Here is a 17063-nt window from a genome sequence, read left to right as displayed (position 1 = left end):
TTGTTACTTCCCCATCGAGGACTCTCAGATGAGCCGCACGCTAACGCGGCACCAAGCGAAGTATTACGCTCACGAGTTGCAGCGCAGCTACGCGAACGATCACGTCGGTAAGCTCGCCGGCCTGCTGTTTGACGCGCAGGTGGAGCCGAAGCCACACCAGATTGATGCTGCCTTGTTCGCGCTGCAGACGCCATTTCTACCGGGGGTGATCCTCGCTGATGAGGTGGGCCTCGGGAAGACGATCGAGGCGGGCATTGTCATCTCGCAGTACTGGGCGGAGCGGCGCCGCAGCATCCTAATAATTGCCCCGTCGAGCCTGCGGCAGCAGTGGCAGCAGGAGCTGCACGAGAAGTTCCTGATCCCGTCCGCGATCCTGGATCCGAAGTCGAAGGACGCCCTGCTCGGTCGTACGGGTGGGCGCTCAGCGCAGGTGCTCATCTGCTCGTACGAGTTCGCGCTACGCCACGAGACCTCGCTGCTCGCGGCGTGGGATCTCTTGGTAGCTGACGAGGCGCACCGGCTGCGCAACTACTGGACAGGGAAGACCAAGGCCGCTGAGGCGGTCGCGCATATCGTGCAGGGTGCTCGTAAGTCGGTGCTGCTGACGGCGACGCCGCTTCAAAACAAGCTCGAGGAGCTGTACGGCCTCGTGTCGATCTTTGACCCGAGCTACTTCTACTCGCTTGATGCGTTCCGGGAACGGTACGTCAAGAACCGGGACCTAGGTGGCGGTGACGACCTGGTCGAGCGTGTTGCAACGGTCTCGAAGCGCACGCTTCGGCGAGACGCCGATAAGTACATACACTTCACCAAGCGTATGCCGCTGACGGTCGAGTTCACACCGTCCGCCGACGAGGCGCGTCTCTACGACCTAGTGAATGACTATCTGCAGCGCCATGAGCTGTTTGCCTTTGCAGGCAGCCAGCGCCACCTCTCCGCCCTAATCATCCGTAAGCGCCTCGGGTCATCCACTTACGCCGTCGCCAGCACGCTGGAGAACATCGCCAATCGTCTGGCGGATGAGGTTGCTGCCGGGCAGCGCCGCGACGGCCGTGGCGCTCTGGTGATGGCGGACTTCGCTGTCGACGACGAGATCACCAGCGAGGAGTTGGAGGAGTCCGAGGAGATCGAGGCAGCCAAGCCTGGCTCCGGCGCATCGATGATGCCGTTGGATGAGTCGCTCCTGGAGGCAATGATGGCCGAAGTTACTGAGTTGCGGGAGTATGCGACGCTCGCTCGTTCAATCACGGAGAACCAGAAGGCCGTCAAGCTCAGCGAGGCGCTCGACCTCGGTTTCGAGCGCCTTCACGAGCTGAGCGCTCCGGAGAAAGCCATCATCTTCACCGACTCGACCAAGACTCAGGAGTACATTGCGCGCTCCCTCCGAGAGGCCGGTCGTGGTGACGGGCTCGTCCTTTTCAACGGCTCGAACAACTTGCCGGAGCAAACGGCGATCTACCAGGAGTGGCTAAAGGACAACCAGGGCGGCGACCTGATCACCGGCATCGCCGCCGTGGATCGGCGCAAGGCGCTTGTGGACTATTTCCGCAACGAGGGCACGATCATGATCGCAACCGAGGCGGCCGCCGAGGGCATCAATCTGCAGTTCTGCTCGATGCTCGTCAACTACGACCTGCCTTGGAACCCGCAGCGCGTCGAGCAGCGAATCGGCCGCGTGCACCGCTTCGGGCAGAAGCACAACGTTGTCGTCGTGAACTTCTCTAACAAGGGCAACATCGCCGAGCAGCGCATCCTGGAGCTGCTGACGAACAAATTCAAGTTGTTCTCCAGTGTCTTCGGCGCGAGTGACGAGGTGCTCGGCGCAATCGAGGACGGCCTGGACTTCGAGAAGACGATCAGTGACATCCTCACCCGCTGCAAAACTGCCGACGAGCTGGACACAGCGTTCAGAAGACTTGAGGGCCAGTACGCGACCGAGATCTCGCGTGAGATGGCCAGTGCCAAGGCCAAGGTCTTCGACAACCTCGACCCGCACGTGCAGGATCGCCTCATGGCGTATGACACGCAGTCCGGCGAGGTGCTGAACAAATTTGAACGTCTGCTGCTCGCGGTGACCCGATACGAGCTGGATCTTTTCGCCACCTTCGAGGGCGACGGACGCGCCTTCGTGCTGAATGAGTCCCCTGTGGGTGATGCGCCGACTGGGCGTTACTTCTTCAAGTCGCAGCCGCTCGACAACGCCCACCAGTACCGCTACGCGAGCCCGCTCGCACAGCACGTCGTCCATGCGGCGAAGACCCACGACACCCCGGCAAGTGAGCTGACGTTTTCGCTCAACCAGTCGGAGCGTGTCAGCAGCGCGATCCGAGCCTTGGAAGGCGCTAGCGGCGAGCTGACAGTCAGCCTCGCGACCTTTCGGATGAAGGCACGCGACGAAGAGGTCTCGGAGTCCTACATGCTCGCCGGCGCGTTGACCGATGGCGGAAGGTGGCTCGACGAGGAGTACGTCGCGGACATCCTCGACCTGGCCTGCACTGAGGTCGGTGGACAGCCGGTGGCGATCGACGAGAGCCGCTTCGCTTCTCACCTGGACGCTCGCCGGGCCGAGCTGGAGAAGGAAGTTCAGGGCCGGAACTCCCGCTACTACGACCAGCAGGAGGAGCTGCTCTACCGCAACCAGCAGGATCGGAAGGCCGAGCACGAAGGCGCGATTCGTGACTACCGCGCCAAGGAAAAGGAAGCCCGCAAGCTGGCACGTCAGGCCGATGATCCGATGGAACAGCTGCGGCTCAAGAAGGAAGCCCGCAAGTGGGAACAGCGCGCCGAAGAAGCCGACGAGGACTTCCGCGAGGCGCGCAAGAAACTACGCGCTGAGGCGGACAAGTATCTCGAACTCATCGAGCAGTCACTACAGGGAACTCAGGACACGGAGCACCTGTTCACGATTCGCTGGCGGATAACCACATAGACCACGGGGCATTGACAACCCGTCGAAAACTATTGAGCACATGAAAGAGATTCACCCGAATGACTGACGAGATTTACGAAACACCATCCGCCACTCGGAACTTCCAGACCGAGCTGGCAGCGCAGCTTGCGGATCTGGTCCCCGAGGCCATTGCCGACGGCAAGGTGGATGTCGAGAAGCTCAGGGAACTGCTCGACGGCGATGCGGCTGACAGCAGCGAGCGGTTCGGTCTGTTCTGGCCGGGCAAGAAGCGTGCGCTTCGTGCCGCCCAGGACCCCACGACGGCGACGCTCAGGCCCGATTTCGAGAAGTCGAAGGACTGGGCTACCACGCAGAACGTCTTCATTGAAGGCGACAACCTCGAGGTGCTGAAGGTCCTGCAGAAGCACTACCACGCCAAGATCAAGCTGATCTACATTGATCCCCCGTACAACACCGGCAAAGACTTCGTCTACCCGGATAATTACAAGGAGGGGCTCGACACTTACCTCGAATGGACCCGCCAGGTCAATGAAGAGGGTAAGAAGGTCACGACCAACGCTGAGACGGAGGGGCGCTACCACTCCAACTGGCTCAACATGATGTACCCGCGCCTCAAGCTTGCGCGCAACCTGCTCCGCAACGACGGCGTCATCATGATCTCGATTGGTGACACAGAGCTGCCACACCTCTTGAAGGTCACTGATGAAGTGTTTCTTGAAGCGAATCGGGTCGCCATTTTCGCATGGAAGAAGCGCGGCACGGGTGGGCAGGTCGCCAAGAACGCGATTATCAAGCAGGTTGAGTACGTTGTTCTCTACGCACGCTCGGTGGCGACAGTTCAACTATCTGGACCGCGGAATGAGGATGAGGGCAAGGAAGGCTGGCGAGACTTCCGGAAGTCCGGGGGGCAGTGGCAACGGCAGTACAGGCCGGGCCAGTTTTACCCGTTCTATTTGCTCGAGGATGACTCGCTAAGCCTGACGGAGACTACCGGTGCAACCGCGATCTATCCACAGGACTCGAACGGCGTCGAAGGGTTCTGGGAAAACGGCCTCCAAACTGCTCAGCAGCGTCTGGCGCAGGGAGACTTCCGCGCCAAACGTGCGCGGCAGGGCCTGAAAATCGAGCAACGTGATCTCGCAAAGGCGACGTCCAATGCCGGCAGCTTTCTTGACGTACCGTCGACACGCGGCACAGAAGAGATCAAGTCTTACTTCGGCGACAACGTTGTGTTCGAGAACCCGAAGCCAACTGAGGTTTTGCGCGCGCTGCTCACAATCGGAGATGTGCGCGACGATGACATCGTGCTAGATTTCTTCGCAGGTTCCGGGTCTACTGCCGACGCAGTTATGCGAATGAATGCTGACGATGGCGGCACTCGCCGGGTATTTTCTGTTCAGCTCCCTGAACCGGTGGCGGAGGATTCGCCCGCCTCCGCCGCCGGCTTCGCGACGATCGCCGACATCAGCCGGGCGCGTATCGATCGGGCAGGCGACAAGATAGGTGATGAGCTCACCGGTCAGTCCACGGATGTTGGCTTCCGCGCATACCGACTGGCCGACACCAACTTCTCCAAGTGGCGGCTCTCCAGTGATGTCGAGCAGGGGACGCTCCAGGAGCACCTGCTCAACCTCCGGGACAGTGCGACCGATGACGCCGCGGCCGACGAGCTGCTGACCGAAATCCTGCTCAAGCAGGGGTACTCCTTGACCGAGGCTGTTTCGGCGGCTGAGGTGGCGGGTCTCGACGTCCGGTTTGTTCGTGACCGTGACGGAGATGTCGCCGTTTTGGCGTACCTGAACGAGCACACCAAACCGACGCTCGAGCAGCTCCGCGCGTTCGTCGACGAGTCTCCGACACGGATCATCGTTCTCGAGGATGCGTTCCAGGGCGACGACGAACTCAAGACCAACCTGACCCAGCTCTGCAAGAGCAACGGCATTGAGCTCTGGACGGCGTGATGAGCGGGTCAGGGTTCCAGTTCGATGCCAGCCAGCCGTATCAGCTCGATGCGATCGCATCCGTGGTCGACCTCATAGATGGGCAACCGAAGGATGCGGAGAAGCTCGTCACAACGCTGCGGGGTGCAGCGGCGCTGTCCGGCTCGGATCAGGCGGCTCTCGATATCGACCTCACGCAGGAGGTCGGGGCCGTCGGTAACAGCTTGGTGCTCGATCGCGAGCTGATTCTGGCGAATCTTCAGCGCGTGCAGGATCGGAACGGCCTCGAGGTAGCGCCGAAGCTCGCGGGTGACGCGCTGGACTTCGACATCGAGATGGAGACGGGTACGGGCAAGACCTACGTGTATCTGCGCACCATCTTCGATCTGGCAGTCAGATACAACTTCACGAAGTTCGTGATCCTCGTGCCAAGCGTTGCTATCCGGGAGGGCGTCAGCACGAGCATCCGCCTCATGCGTGAGCACTTCGAGAACCTCTACAAGCCGCAGGGCATCACCTTCGATGACTCGATCTACAGCGGCAAGAGCGCCGAGGAAGTCCAATCGTTCGCGACCTCGACGAATGTGCAGATCCTGATCATGACGATCGACTCGATCCGCGGCAACGCGAACACCCGCATCATCCACCAGGCGCGCGACAAGTTGAACGGCCTGCGCCCCATTGACTACCTGAAGGCGACCCACCCGGTCGTCATCATGGACGAGCCGCAGAATATGGAGTCGGAGCTCTCGCAGTCGGCGGTCGGTGAACTCGACCCAGTGTTCACCCTGCGCTTCAGCGCGACCCACAAGAAGCAGCGCAATGTGGTCTACCGGCTCGACCCGGTTGATGCCCATGATCTGGGGCTGGTGAAGCAGATCGTCGTTGCCGAGGTGCAGCAGCAGGGTGCGGACGCGACGCCGTACATCAAGCTGGTCGAGGTGCGGCGTGAGCCGTCGTGGTTGGCCCGGTTGGAGCTGTCGTGCCGAAGGGCCGATGGCTCGCTCGAGCGACGCGTCGTAAGCGTGAAGCAGGATAAGGAGCTGTCGGACGCGCAAATAACCAACAATCCGATCTACGAGGGTTGGCGGATCAACGAGATGAGCATCGAGCCTGCATGCGTCGACCTCACCGCACACGGCTTCCTCTACGAGGGTGAAAGCATCGGCGCTTCCGCCGGCGCGATCTACAAAGAGATGATCCGCGAGGCGGTCCGCGAGCATCTGCGCAAGGAGTCGATGCTGCGCGCGAAGGGCATCAAGGTGCTGAGCCTCTTTTTTGTCGACAAGGTCGCCAGCTATCTGGGCGACGGCATGAACAACGATGACGCGAACGGTGACTTCGTGCAGTGGTTCGATGAGGTCTTCATCGAGGAACGTTCCAAGTCCGCGCGCTACCAGGAGCTGCTTCCGCACGCGCCGAGCGAGCTTCGCCGCGCCTATTTCTCCCAGATCAAGCGGGGTAAGACGAGCACCTTCCAGGACTCCTCCGGCACGACCAGGGCCGACGATGACGCCTACGAACTGATCATGCAGCAGAAAGAGCGCCTGCTCGACGAGAGCGAGCCGGTGCGGTTCATCTTCAGCCACTCTGCCCTGCGCGAAGGTTGGGACAACCCGAACGTCTTCCAGATCTGCACCCTGCGCGAGATGGGCGCCGAGACCGAACGCCGCCAGACGCTCGGGCGCGGCCTGCGCCTCCCGGTCGCCAAGACCGAAAACGGCTATGCCCGTGTCCCTGACCGCGGGGTTGCGACTTTGACGGTGGTGGCGAACGAATCTTACACGAAGTTCGCCGACGCGCTGCAGAAGGAGTACAAGGACGCCGGAGTCGAGATCGGCCGGGTGCGCAAGGCCGAGTTCTCGAAGATCCCGCTGCAGGACGAAAACGGTGCGCTCACCGACGAGCGGTTCGGCTACCAGCGCTCCATCCAAGTGTGGGAGCACCTTTATGACAAGGGCTTCATCGATAAAGAAGGTGCCGTCACCTCGAAGTTCCAACCAAACCAGCTCGGTTTCGACCTCGACCTGCCGGTCGACTTCGTCTGGGCGGAACCGATCATCATCGAGCTGGTCGACCGCGCGAACATCGGCAAGTACGTCAAGCCGGTCAGCAAACGCCAGCCGCGCGTGCTCAACAAACAGCTCTACGCGACACCAGAGTTCGAGGAGTTCTGGGAAACGATCAGCCAGAAGACCACCTACCGGGTCAAGGTTGGCCGCGACGAGATCATCGAAAACGCGGTCGCTGCGATCAAGGACGCTCCCAACATCGACGCGCTGCGAATTCAGGTCACCCGCGCCGGGGTAAAGGTGCTTCGAGGTGGCGCCAAAGGTGAGGAACTTGGCACCCGCTCGGCGGATCTCAGGGGCAGCTACGACCTGCCAGACATCATCACGGAGCTTCAGGAGGCGACATCCCTCACCCGCAAGACCATCGTCGACATCCTGATCGGCAGTGGTCGGCTCGGCGAGTTCATCGGCAACCCGAACGACTTCATCGCGATGGCCAAACGTGTGCTCCAGGGTGAGCTCGCGAAGATCGTGGTCGAGGGTATCCAATATGAGAAGATAGCGGGCTCGGTCTACGAGCTTCGTGAACTGCAGAAGGACGGCGAGGAGGAGAAGGAGCGCTTCCTTGACCAGATGTACAAGGTGCAGCACACCCAGAAGACGGACTTCGACTACGTTGTCTTCGACTCCGACGTCGAGCGCCAGTTCGCCGAGCTGTTGGACTCGCGCGAGGACATCAAGCTGTTCATGAAGCTCCCCGCCAAGTTCAAGATCGACACCCCGGTCGGCCCGTACAACCCCGATTGGGCGATTATGAAGATAGAGGACGGCGAGAATCGGATCTACATGATTCGCGAGACGAAGAGCACGGTCGATGACTCAAGGCTCCGTCCGACCGAGCTGGCAAAGATCAAATCCGCCAAGCGCCACTTTGATGCCATTGGTGTTGGCGATTACGCGCGAGCTGTGCCGGGAGCGTGGCGCCTATAAGTAATCGCTCTGATCGGTGGGGAAAGTCCTACACGGCCCTTGACTGCCAGGTGAATGTTCGCTATTTCGGTCCATAGGGTCGCAGATCTGGTGGCCGATGCGCTGCGCGGTGAGTAGCCGTGCTTGGCGCCTGTAGTGGCGTTCTTGGGGCCACCTCAGCTCAGCTCCTTCCGTTGTGTGTATAGGGCGTTCGGCGGAAGGAGTAATGAGTCATGGCATAGAAGATCAGAGCTAAGCTTCTGTTGCAGTTGCGCGCGGAAGGCCTGTCCGGATGGACGATCGCGGCATCGCGGCATCGCGAGGAGTGTCCCGGAAGAGCCTCACGGCGGTGCTGGAGGCTGAAGACGTGGCAGGTGTGGTGGGGCCATGTCGCGACAGCTCAGAGGGCCGGGTGTATGCCCGGTTGTTCTCGGGCGAGGTAAGCATCAAAGCGGTCGCGCAGCCGGACTCGGACCAGGTTCACGGCTTTTCACGGATCGTGGTGAATGTTCTACCGTGGAGAGCCGTTGAATCGACATGGATTCGCCGCTGCCCGAACGAGAGGCCCTCGGTGTCGGTGACGCGGTAGTCGGGCAGATTCAATATGGTGGTGGCAGCATCGGGGCGCGGGGAAGGAGGCTCGATCAGGGCTCGTAGCTCCTGGCTCTTGATGAATCCGTAGAAAACATTTATCACAGCCGGCTACGAGCCTTAGAGCTTTCAAGACACGGAACCCCGTTTCACCATCAACCAAGAAGAGCCGACAATTGAAATCCGACATCATCAAGCATCCCGATGAGCGTGGCGTCGTGCTCAATGCCGCCTACCGCGATCGCGGCGCCATGGTTTCAAAGGCTACACTTACTCCCCGCAGCCCACTTACTTTGTCGAGTCGAAGTACCAGTTGGCGTGGACGCTGGGCCGGGTTACAGGCTGCGGTAGTAATCCCGAATGTAGTGCGACATCATCAGGCGGCGTTCTACCAGGAACTGTCCGTAAGTCTCCGCTGTGGTGTCATAAATGGATTCCGGAACAGCGTTCGCTGCCAAGTTCTCCTTCAGCTCGTAACGCTCGGTGATTTCGCCGAGCCGTAGTTCACCGTCGTCGATCTGCTGCTTCACCCGTTCCATGTAGTCAGCTGGTGCAGAATCCTTGATGCCAATATTGATGGGTGTCTCTGTCAACGCATAATTTGCGATCTGGTTATAGTCGCTACGGTCCCGTATACCGTTCTTTTGTAGGTAATTCTTCGGGACGAGGTGATGAATATCCCCGGACTCCTCTAGCATGTTGGCCACAGTGATGTTCTTGGAGAGAAACCCACGCGCACTGGAATGAACTTGGGCAGCAAGGTACGTTTGGAAGAAGGGGCTGCGGATGCTGGAAGACTCCATCGACATAGGTACCGCTACATCCCAAAAGTTCTCGCTCATGGAAGACCGCTCGATGTTGGCCAAGAATTCGCTGGCCCCGTACTCCGAAATCCTGCGTATATCTGCTTCGAAGGCAGTTTCGAAGGAACCCGTGTACCTGCTGGTAATGAGGGACATAACGAACCACTTTCGAACGATGCGTTTAATGTCGCCCTCCGTAAGCCGCCCCTCACTGCGCAAGTGCAAGTACAAGGCGTAAGCAAAATTCAGTGCATTCTTAGAACTGATCATGCCTGAAGAAATGAAACCGGCAGACTTGATGGTCATTATGAACTGCTGGAAGTTGTACTCGTTCACAATTTCAAGCAGAACTTTTTCTAGCCGGCTAAAAGACTCCACAGCAAGCTGCTCGTCAAAAGTTCTCGTCTCGAAATCACGCCCAGACAAAAGGCTGACCAAGGCGGCCACCTTGCCCCGCTTGAACTCCTTAATTCCGGCGACCCGGATGACGTCGGTGTAAGTGGGATCGTAGAGGTCGGAGGCGTCCCGCCTGAGCCAGGCAATTTTCTTCATGTACCCAGAGGAGGCGAAAGCAGTGTCGTTCTGCGCAATGTCGTCGTATACATGGGGAGACACAGCCAGGTGACAAAAATAGTCGATGAGCTTCCGAAGGTTAGACCCGAACTCGCCGTGGCTTGCGATCTTGCTCATGGCAAAGTCCGCGCTGCTTAGAGGGACGCCCTTCGAGTTAATTCGAATGAAGATTTCCGTCACTGTGGTGATATCCAGGTCATCCGCCAGTGTGATAATGCCCACTTGCGCTGTCTTAATCGCCGCAAGCCTACCGAAAGCTTGTTCGACCGCTAATTCGTCGGCCTCAGGGTTGGCGGCAATGTAAGTCTTCATCAGGCCGAGGACAGATGGAGCACTAATAAACTCCGCCACATCGGGAAGCCATTCTGGACTTTTGGCAAGCACGGGGGTGAGAGTGGCAAATTCCTCGGTCGCCGGGTTGAAAGCGATCTTGATTCGCTTTCTTGCGTATGTCTTATCAACAACTGGCTCTCCGACCAGCGCTGCCGTCATGGCCGTAATGCGCTGCTGTCCATCGATGAGGATCTGCTTGAAATTTGATTTACTTCCGTCCTTCAACCCAACATCCAGACTTTGCCAGGTGATCAAGTAACCAATAGGAAAGCCGTTGTACAGCGAGTCCATGAGGTCACGAACCTTGGTGGAATTCCAAACGAAGGGCCGTTGCATCTCGGGAATCGCCACCTGCCCGCTGCGCACCCACCCAAGAAGCGTGTCCACTTGCTGCTGCTGAACCGTGTACTTCGCCATGTTTACTCCCACTGTGCTTCAATATGGTGCTGTCAGCGATGCGATCTGAACGACCGCCTATACAAATTTGTGCCTCGTAAGGCTCTCCTACTCCCGGAGCTGGCAGAGTAGCAGACACTCAACTTGTCACTGCAACAGCGTGGGACCCGTGACTGTAACGCCGAATGATCGCAGATGAAGCGTTGAATGCTGATGTGCGCATAATGCCACGACGGTCAGCGTCGCTTCCCAGTGCCTTGTGAAGCGCCGAGCCTCACCCTGCGCCAGCCGCCATCGGTTTCGATGTCCTGTCGCGGGGCGTCTTGAAACAACGTCCAGTGATCTTCGTCCTTTATGCAGTTCTTAGGGTGACTAAAGCCGCCGACGGCCTTCTTACTCGGAAGCATGGCTGGACGTTCCCTGTTCCCAGGGACGGGTCGTTCTGATGGCTTTATTTGAAGCGCCGGTCGGGGTGAGGGCTTCGGGCTTTTCTTACGGGCTATAACTCTTCCTGGAGCCCCCTGGCCAACTTTTGGTGCCGCTTTTGCCGAAAGGTTTACAGCCGCCTTGCCCACGCCGGTACATAAATCTCCCTTGCCATTTGCATGCTTTGTAACCCTTCCGGCGAGAGGCTTGGCCGCCAAGATCCTGTTGCAAGCAGGACACTGCCATTTGAGTCGTTTGCGCGCAGAAGGCGCCATCTTTCCCCCATGAGGTTGAACTTGAAACACTGACCAACCTACGACACCAGTAGAGAGCAATGCATTCATTCCAGGCTTCAAGACGCGTGTCGCCGGCCCGAACGCCGCTTAAACGCTTACCAACGTAAAGGTGTCAGACGACAACAGACTGAGATATTAGCGCCGCTTCCCAGTTCCTGGAGGCGAAGAGGGTGTTGCTCGGACACTTGTTGTGCCGAGTTCGGGTAAGCTAAAGTTCGGCCTGAACGGCCTTCGTATACGAACCCTCCCTGCCTCCACCGGAACATATTGGCCCCGTCTTCCATCCATGTGCTGGCGGAAGCGTTGACCCAGAGAGTAGTTGTTTCTCCTGCCCACAGGATGGGCAACGGCCCATCCGTATAGGCTTGTCTGGTTCAGGTTCAATGATTACGGGATTCATTTGTGCCTCGACAGCGGAGAACGAACGTCCGGAGCGGAACAATATCGGCTTCGAGGACTCGAGTGATCAGGGATCCTGGCATCGTCGCTCAAGGTGCCCAAGGCTTTTTCACACATAGGGCATTCCCGGGCAATCGGATTCACTGAGCCACCGCCGCCGCCGTCGCGAATACATCCGCGGGCATCGCCCGATGCAGCTTCCAAGTGATCGCGATCGGTTTCTCGCCAGTGTGCTGAACGTAGTCCACCTGACCCAGGCACATGTAGGGAACTGTCAGCCCGGTCTCGTCGTCCGCTGTGTCCCTGGTCAAGATCAGAACCTTCGAACCGTACGAAGTCCGGTCAAGATAGCGGCGTCCTGTGGGACTGCTGGGTGAGGTCGCGTTCTGCGACTCCCAGTGGAACAGCTCCGGGCTGATGGCGTAGTCCTTGTACATCGTAGTCGCTGAATGCTTCTTGTTGTCCTTGTTCAGGGTGACAAAAAAGGCATCTGTGGAAGTTGCAGGACACCATGCAACGCCCTCGCGGTGCTGCACGTTCTTGCCCTGTTCCAGCGAGCCGTACTGAAGCGCCGCGAGAACCTCCTCGCGCCGGTAGGTAGCATGCGAGAGGAGCGGGACATGCTGCAGCCCCGCACCGAGGCTCTTAGCCGCATGTTTTGATGCCGCCGACCCCAGCTTCACGACCTGGCGAATCTCGCGGCACACAAACTGGTAGCCGCGCAGATGGTCCAGTCCGCCGTCGTACGTTGTAAACCCGCCGCCGTCATCCCACAGCGTGTAAAAAAGCATTCGCGCGAAAGCTTGCTCGCGCATGCCAAGATCCGCGTAGCGAGGTGCGTCTGGAGCAACCAGCATGGAATAGGCAGCGGCGCGTTCCGAATCGTCCACGTGAATCAGCGCGGCCATGCGGCCCAGCAGCTTCTTTTCCTCCGCGTCCGACAGCTCCTCAATTTTCCCACGAAGCACGGTCTCCAGGGGCGAGAACCCCTCGATCAACCCTGCCTGGCGGAGGTAGCCGGTCCACGAGTACCTGGTGGAACGGTAGATCGTCTTCACGTCGTTCCCCGACCGCTCCAGATAGGCCTCCAGCTCGGTCTCGGCGTACGAGGCAATATCCCGGACCAGCTGTGCCCGGTTGAACCGGAGCTGTGCCTTAATGTTGTCCAGCACCACCTTCTGTGCCACCCGGTCCAGCACGATCTGCGAGCCGGACGGCAGGTACGGGAACTCATCCTCCACGGCCTTCTCCAGCTCCTTGCGCCCGTAACCCGTCAGCGCTCGGTAGCGCAGATCAAAGCGGAACTCACGGCGCTGCTGGCCGATGAAGTCCAGGACCGTCAGCACCGCTTTGCCCTCAGCACGACGCAGCCCCCGTCCCAGCTGCTGGAGGAAGACCGTGGCGCTCTGCGTGGGCCGGAGCAGCAGGATAGTGTCCACCTGCGGCAGGTCCAGGCCTTCGTTGAAAAGGTCGACGGCGAAGATGCAGTTGATCTCCCGCTGCCCGAGGCGCCTGAGGGCTTCCTCCCGGTCGGCATTGTCAGTGGTGCCATCGACGGCGACGGATGCAATGCCCGCGCGGTTGAACACCTCCGCCATGTAGTGGGCGTGCTGCACGGAGACGCAGAAGCCGATGGCCCGCATCTGGTCGGTGCTGGTGACTTTGTCCCTGAGTTCGCGGATTACCTTGGCGGCGCGCGCGTCGTTTCCGGTGTAAAGGGCGCTCAGCTGGGCGGTGTCGTAGTTGCCGCGTTTCCATTCCAACTGGCTGAGGTCGACGTCGTCCGAAACGCCGAAGTAGTGGAACGGCACCAGCAGGTCAGCATCCAGAGCGTCCCAGAGCCGCAATTCGCTGGCGGTCCGGCCATCGAAGAACTCTTTGGCGACGTCGACGCCATCGCCGCGCTCCGGTGTAGCCGTGAGCCCTAAGAGCTGCAGCGGCTGCAGGTAATCCAGCAGGCGCCGATAAGTGGGCGCCATGGCGTGATGAAACTCATCGACGACCACTATGTCGAAGAAGTCAGGCTCCAGCTGCTCGATGCCGAGCGAAGACAGCGACTGAACCGAGGCGAAGATGTGCTTCCACTCTCGCGGCTTGTGGTCCCCCACGTAGAGTTCACCGAAAGCGCCGTCCTGCATGACGTCGCGGTAGGTGCGCATCGCTTGCTTCAGGATTTCCTGCCGGTGGGCGACGAAGAGGAGCTTTAGGTTTCCGCCGGCGGCCTCAGAGAGCCGTTTGTAGTCCAGGGCGGCGATGACTGTTTTGCCAGTGCCTGTGGCGGCGACCAAGAGATTGTGGTTAAAGCCCTTGAGTCGCTCCGCTTCCAGGTCCTCCAGCATCTCCTCCTGATGGAGGAACGGCTGAACTTCAAGCCCGGTGCCGGCATCCGGGGCCGCGGTTCGGCGGCCGCCGTTGCATTCGAGCGCAGCGTCCAGCTTCTCGCCGTCGCGTTCTGGATCGTAGCTTTGGAAGGCCCGCTGCTCCCAGTAGCTGTCGAAGGTGACCTGGAACTTCTGCAGGAGGGCAGGAGTTGCCACGGAACTGAGCCGGACGTTCCATTCCAGTCCGTCCAGAAGTGCAGCCTGGCTTAGGTTCGAGCTGCCCACGTAAGCGGTATCGAAACCGGTGTTTCGGCGGAACAGCCAGGCCTTGGCATGCAGCCGGGTTGCCTGCGTTTCGTAGCTGATCTTCACCTCGGCCCCGTAGCGGTTGACGAGCTCGTCGATGGCGCGGCGTTCCGTGGCGCCCATGTACGTGGTGGTGATGACCCGGAACTTGGCCCCGCGTTCTTTGAGTTGTTCGAGGGCCGGCTGCAGGAGCCTCAGGCCGGTCCACCGGACGAAGGCGCAGAGAAGGTCAACTTTGTCGGCTGACTCCATTTCCGCCCTAAGCTCTGCGGCGAGGTTCGGCTCATCCTTGCTGTTGGTGAGCAGCGCTGAATCACTTAGCTTGTTGGTGGGACGGCGAAGCTGGCGGCGTTGTAGTGCCTCTGGGCGGTGCAGTGATTGCAGTTGGGAGGGCCCGGGCAAAATTTCGCTGTCAAACTCCAGCTCCCGAAGGATTCTGTTCGCTAGGGCGACTCGGGCCTGCGGCTTGGTTGCAACAAGTGCTTCGTGCACAACGCGGGCTATGTGACCGCTTAGGACATTGGGAATATCCCCTTCGTCGACAAGAGAGAACAGGGGCTTCAGCTGAGGAACCTCCGACAGGTCAGCGGTCAGCTCTTTAGTTTTGAGGAGTTCGTAAAGACCTTCTGCGAAATGTGCAGCTTCCGATGTCCCTTGTGTGTTCACGTGGCCAGGCTATTGAATGCTGCACGGAAAACCAACTCCCTTATCGCTGCCGTTCTCGGCGCTACAGCAGCATCAAATCCCAAGGCCGGCGCGAAAAGATGCTTTGGAAAATGTGTTTGATTCCAAGTCGATGCCCTGCCCCGCGTCACAAAGGAAAGTTGCAAGCTGCCGTCCATCCATAGAGAGCATTCCTGATTTCTCTAGCAGGCGGAGCGCACCGGCGGAGAATCGACCGGTGGTAAAAATAAGCTGTATAACCGGATCAAAAGGTCTAAGATCCAGTCCCTCCCAAGCATGGATAGCACCGCGGGTTCGAGCAAGTTCAACGGAACCAACCAATTCTCGCAAGACGGCAGTCTGTATTGCGTGAACCGGGTAGTGCTTAGCTTGCCCAATCAGCCAAACAGCAGCACGGCCATCGATACCGCCATAGGGTGCTACCGTGTCCAACCTACCTTTAAGTTCCAGTTTGCCGTAGAAGTCCAGGCCTCCGTCATCGCGCACGGGCGACGTTCTCGGATGAGCGCAACCCATTAATTGCAGAATTTGCGTGCAGGCCCGCTCAAACTCATTTGGAGTGAGCTCCAGGAGTGCCGCTTGAACGGATGTGATAAAGTTGCGACCCGCCCTGACCCTTCGTTCGTCCGCGGACAATGACTGGTCGGCGAAAGACGATCCCCGAAGGTACTCGTAGTCTGAGCCGTAGACCTCACACGTCCAGGTGACACCTTGCCTCTCAGAAATTGCCTGCACGTCTAGGAAGGCCCTTTTCAGGTCATCAAGGAGCGGTTCCGCAAGTTCGAAAGCTTCGTCCAGGTCACTCGCCGCATTAGACTGAAGAATCAATTCGGCTGCAACGTCATGCAATAGCCTCGGAGAACTGCTGGGTCCAATTGCGCCAGTAATGAGCTCGATGAGCTCTGTGGTGTTAATCGTCATCGTCACCGATTTCAGACGACAGTGCATGTGCCTTCACTATCCACGAAGCGCGACTCTTGAGTTTTTGCAGAATCTCTATGTCTTTTTCCTCGAGGCTCTCGATCGTGTCCGATCCCATCTCATTAAGAGAGGTAAGGGCCGCTTTGGCATTTGGCAACCAACGTACAGCTTTAGCATCAGCCCTAACGATCGCCAATGCATCACTGAACGCTTGGTCATCATCTTTGAGTGCAGTTAGTGCATCCTCATTTTCAAGGATGAGTCGAAGCTCGCGAACTTCGGTATAACTGCGAATCTTGGGACCATTTTCCCCATCAATCAACCAGGTGAAGAATAAGTGTCGGGTTTCATTATTAGTGAACTCTCGCTGGCCCTGCGACCATCCCAGCCACTCCCTAACGGCCGGTTGACCAACCGTTTCATGAAAAATTGGATACATCTCCGGTTTGACATGTTCCGCAAAATCTTCATCGCTCATCATCTGCTGCAGTGCAGAGAAGGCGCGATGTCTACGATTGACCTCGTTGACTGTTAGTCCAAGGCGTGAAGCGACATCACGTGCCGAGAGACTCGAATTCTTCAACATCTGGTAGACGAGAAGCGCGCTCTGGTAACCACCCCATTCTTTAGGCCCCCCGACATGTCGTATACCCATAATTGCCAATATGTCGTCATCCGAGGCATCCTCAGCAACGAGCACTGGCACTGCCGAGAAAACGTCCCTTACGGCTGAAGAAAGATCAACCCCTGCAAAGTAGTCTTGCTGCAAGAGTTTCAGGGCAACTGTCCGACGGTTTCCTTCGACTACTACATATTGAGTCTCGTCATCGGCCGAGCCGGCGGGCAACGCTCGGACGACGACTCGTTCAACGGGGATGAATCCATTCTCGGCGATCGATCGTTTGAGCTCCCCCACTCCGTCAGTCTTCACACGTTCCAGCACCGCCGCCTGTACCTGTTCTTCACGGAATCGTGACTCGGCGATGATGGGAGTGTGACCGGGCTGCTTAAATCGGAAGTTATTTGGATCGAGCATCAGAGTGCTAAGTGGAACCGAGACGGGCTTGTAGTTGACCATGCACGTCAGCGTATATCGACTTTCAAAGGTCGCCACAAAGAAGACAGCTCCTGTTGTAGAGGTCGCTATCGAGTTGGGAGCAAAAACCCGCAAACGAACCCACT

At 58.7% G+C, this 17063-nt stretch carries 7 protein-coding genes; 3 read left to right on the top strand and 4 right to left on the bottom strand.

Translation table 11 applies throughout. The features are described 5' to 3' along the window. Positions 1-28 precede the first annotated feature (28 nt). Genes M1E07_RS06130 through M1E07_RS06120 form a run of 3 tightly spaced genes read left to right on the top strand, consistent with a single transcriptional unit; the run spans position 29 to position 7853 of the window. Positions 29-2929, top strand: a complete 2901-nt coding sequence (locus M1E07_RS06130; RefSeq protein ID WP_461189370.1) for an SNF2-related protein — start codon at positions 29-31, stop codon at positions 2927-2929. Between the two features lie 59 nt (positions 2930-2988). Continuing rightward, positions 2989-4872, top strand: coding sequence for a site-specific DNA-methyltransferase (locus tag M1E07_RS06125; RefSeq protein WP_461189369.1), 1884 nt, complete (start codon positions 2989-2991; stop codon positions 4870-4872). Beyond that, entirely contained in the window at positions 4872-7853 is a 2982-nt protein-coding gene (locus M1E07_RS06120; RefSeq protein ID WP_461189368.1) for a restriction endonuclease, read from the top strand. The genes M1E07_RS06125 and M1E07_RS06120 overlap by 1 nt, the downstream gene beginning before the upstream one ends. A gap of 905 nt (positions 7854-8758) precedes the next feature. Here M1E07_RS06120 and M1E07_RS06115 read toward each other — a convergent pair. The 4 genes from M1E07_RS06115 to M1E07_RS06100 form a co-directional block, all read right to left on the bottom strand. Next, the gene (locus M1E07_RS06115; RefSeq protein WP_461189367.1) at positions 8759-10549 is read right to left on the bottom strand and encodes a GmrSD restriction endonuclease domain-containing protein; all 1791 of its coding nucleotides are present in this window, start codon (positions 10547-10549) and stop codon (positions 8759-8761) included. Between the two features lie 1240 nt (positions 10550-11789). Continuing rightward, positions 11790-14528, bottom strand: a complete 2739-nt coding sequence (locus tag M1E07_RS06110; protein ID WP_461189366.1) for a DEAD/DEAH box helicase — start codon at positions 14526-14528, stop codon at positions 11790-11792. 486 nt (positions 14529-15014) lie between these two features. Further along, entirely contained in the window at positions 15015-15881 is an 867-nt protein-coding gene (locus tag M1E07_RS06105) for a restriction endonuclease (RefSeq protein WP_461189365.1), read from the bottom strand. After that, the gene (locus tag M1E07_RS06100; protein WP_461189364.1) at positions 15871-16959 is read right to left on the bottom strand and encodes a hypothetical protein; all 1089 of its coding nucleotides are present in this window, start codon (positions 16957-16959) and stop codon (positions 15871-15873) included. The genes M1E07_RS06105 and M1E07_RS06100 overlap by 11 nt, the downstream gene beginning before the upstream one ends. Positions 16960-17063 lie beyond the last annotated feature (104 nt).

The organism is Arthrobacter sp. Z4-13 (assembly GCF_054792705.1).
Note: the sequence above shows the minus strand (reverse complement) of the source record. Positions and strands in the feature narration are given on the sequence as shown.

Coding starts and splice junctions, on each gene's coding strand:
- M1E07_RS06130 (WP_461189370.1), top strand. CDS start 29: ATGAGCCGCACGCTAACGCGGCACCAAGCGAAGTATTACGCTCACGAG.
- M1E07_RS06125 (WP_461189369.1), top strand. CDS start 2,989: ATGACTGACGAGATTTACGAAACACCATCCGCCACTCGGAACTTCCAG.
- M1E07_RS06120 (WP_461189368.1), top strand. CDS start 4,872: ATGAGCGGGTCAGGGTTCCAGTTCGATGCCAGCCAGCCGTATCAGCTC.
- M1E07_RS06115 (WP_461189367.1), bottom strand. CDS start 10,549: ATGGCGAAGTACACGGTTCAGCAGCAGCAAGTGGACACGCTTCTTGGG.
- M1E07_RS06110 (WP_461189366.1), bottom strand. CDS start 14,528: ATGGAGTCAGCCGACAAAGTTGACCTTCTCTGCGCCTTCGTCCGGTGG.
- M1E07_RS06105 (WP_461189365.1), bottom strand. CDS start 15,881: ATGACGATTAACACCACAGAGCTCATCGAGCTCATTACTGGCGCAATT.
- M1E07_RS06100 (WP_461189364.1), bottom strand. CDS start 16,959: ATGGTCAACTACAAGCCCGTCTCGGTTCCACTTAGCACTCTGATGCTC.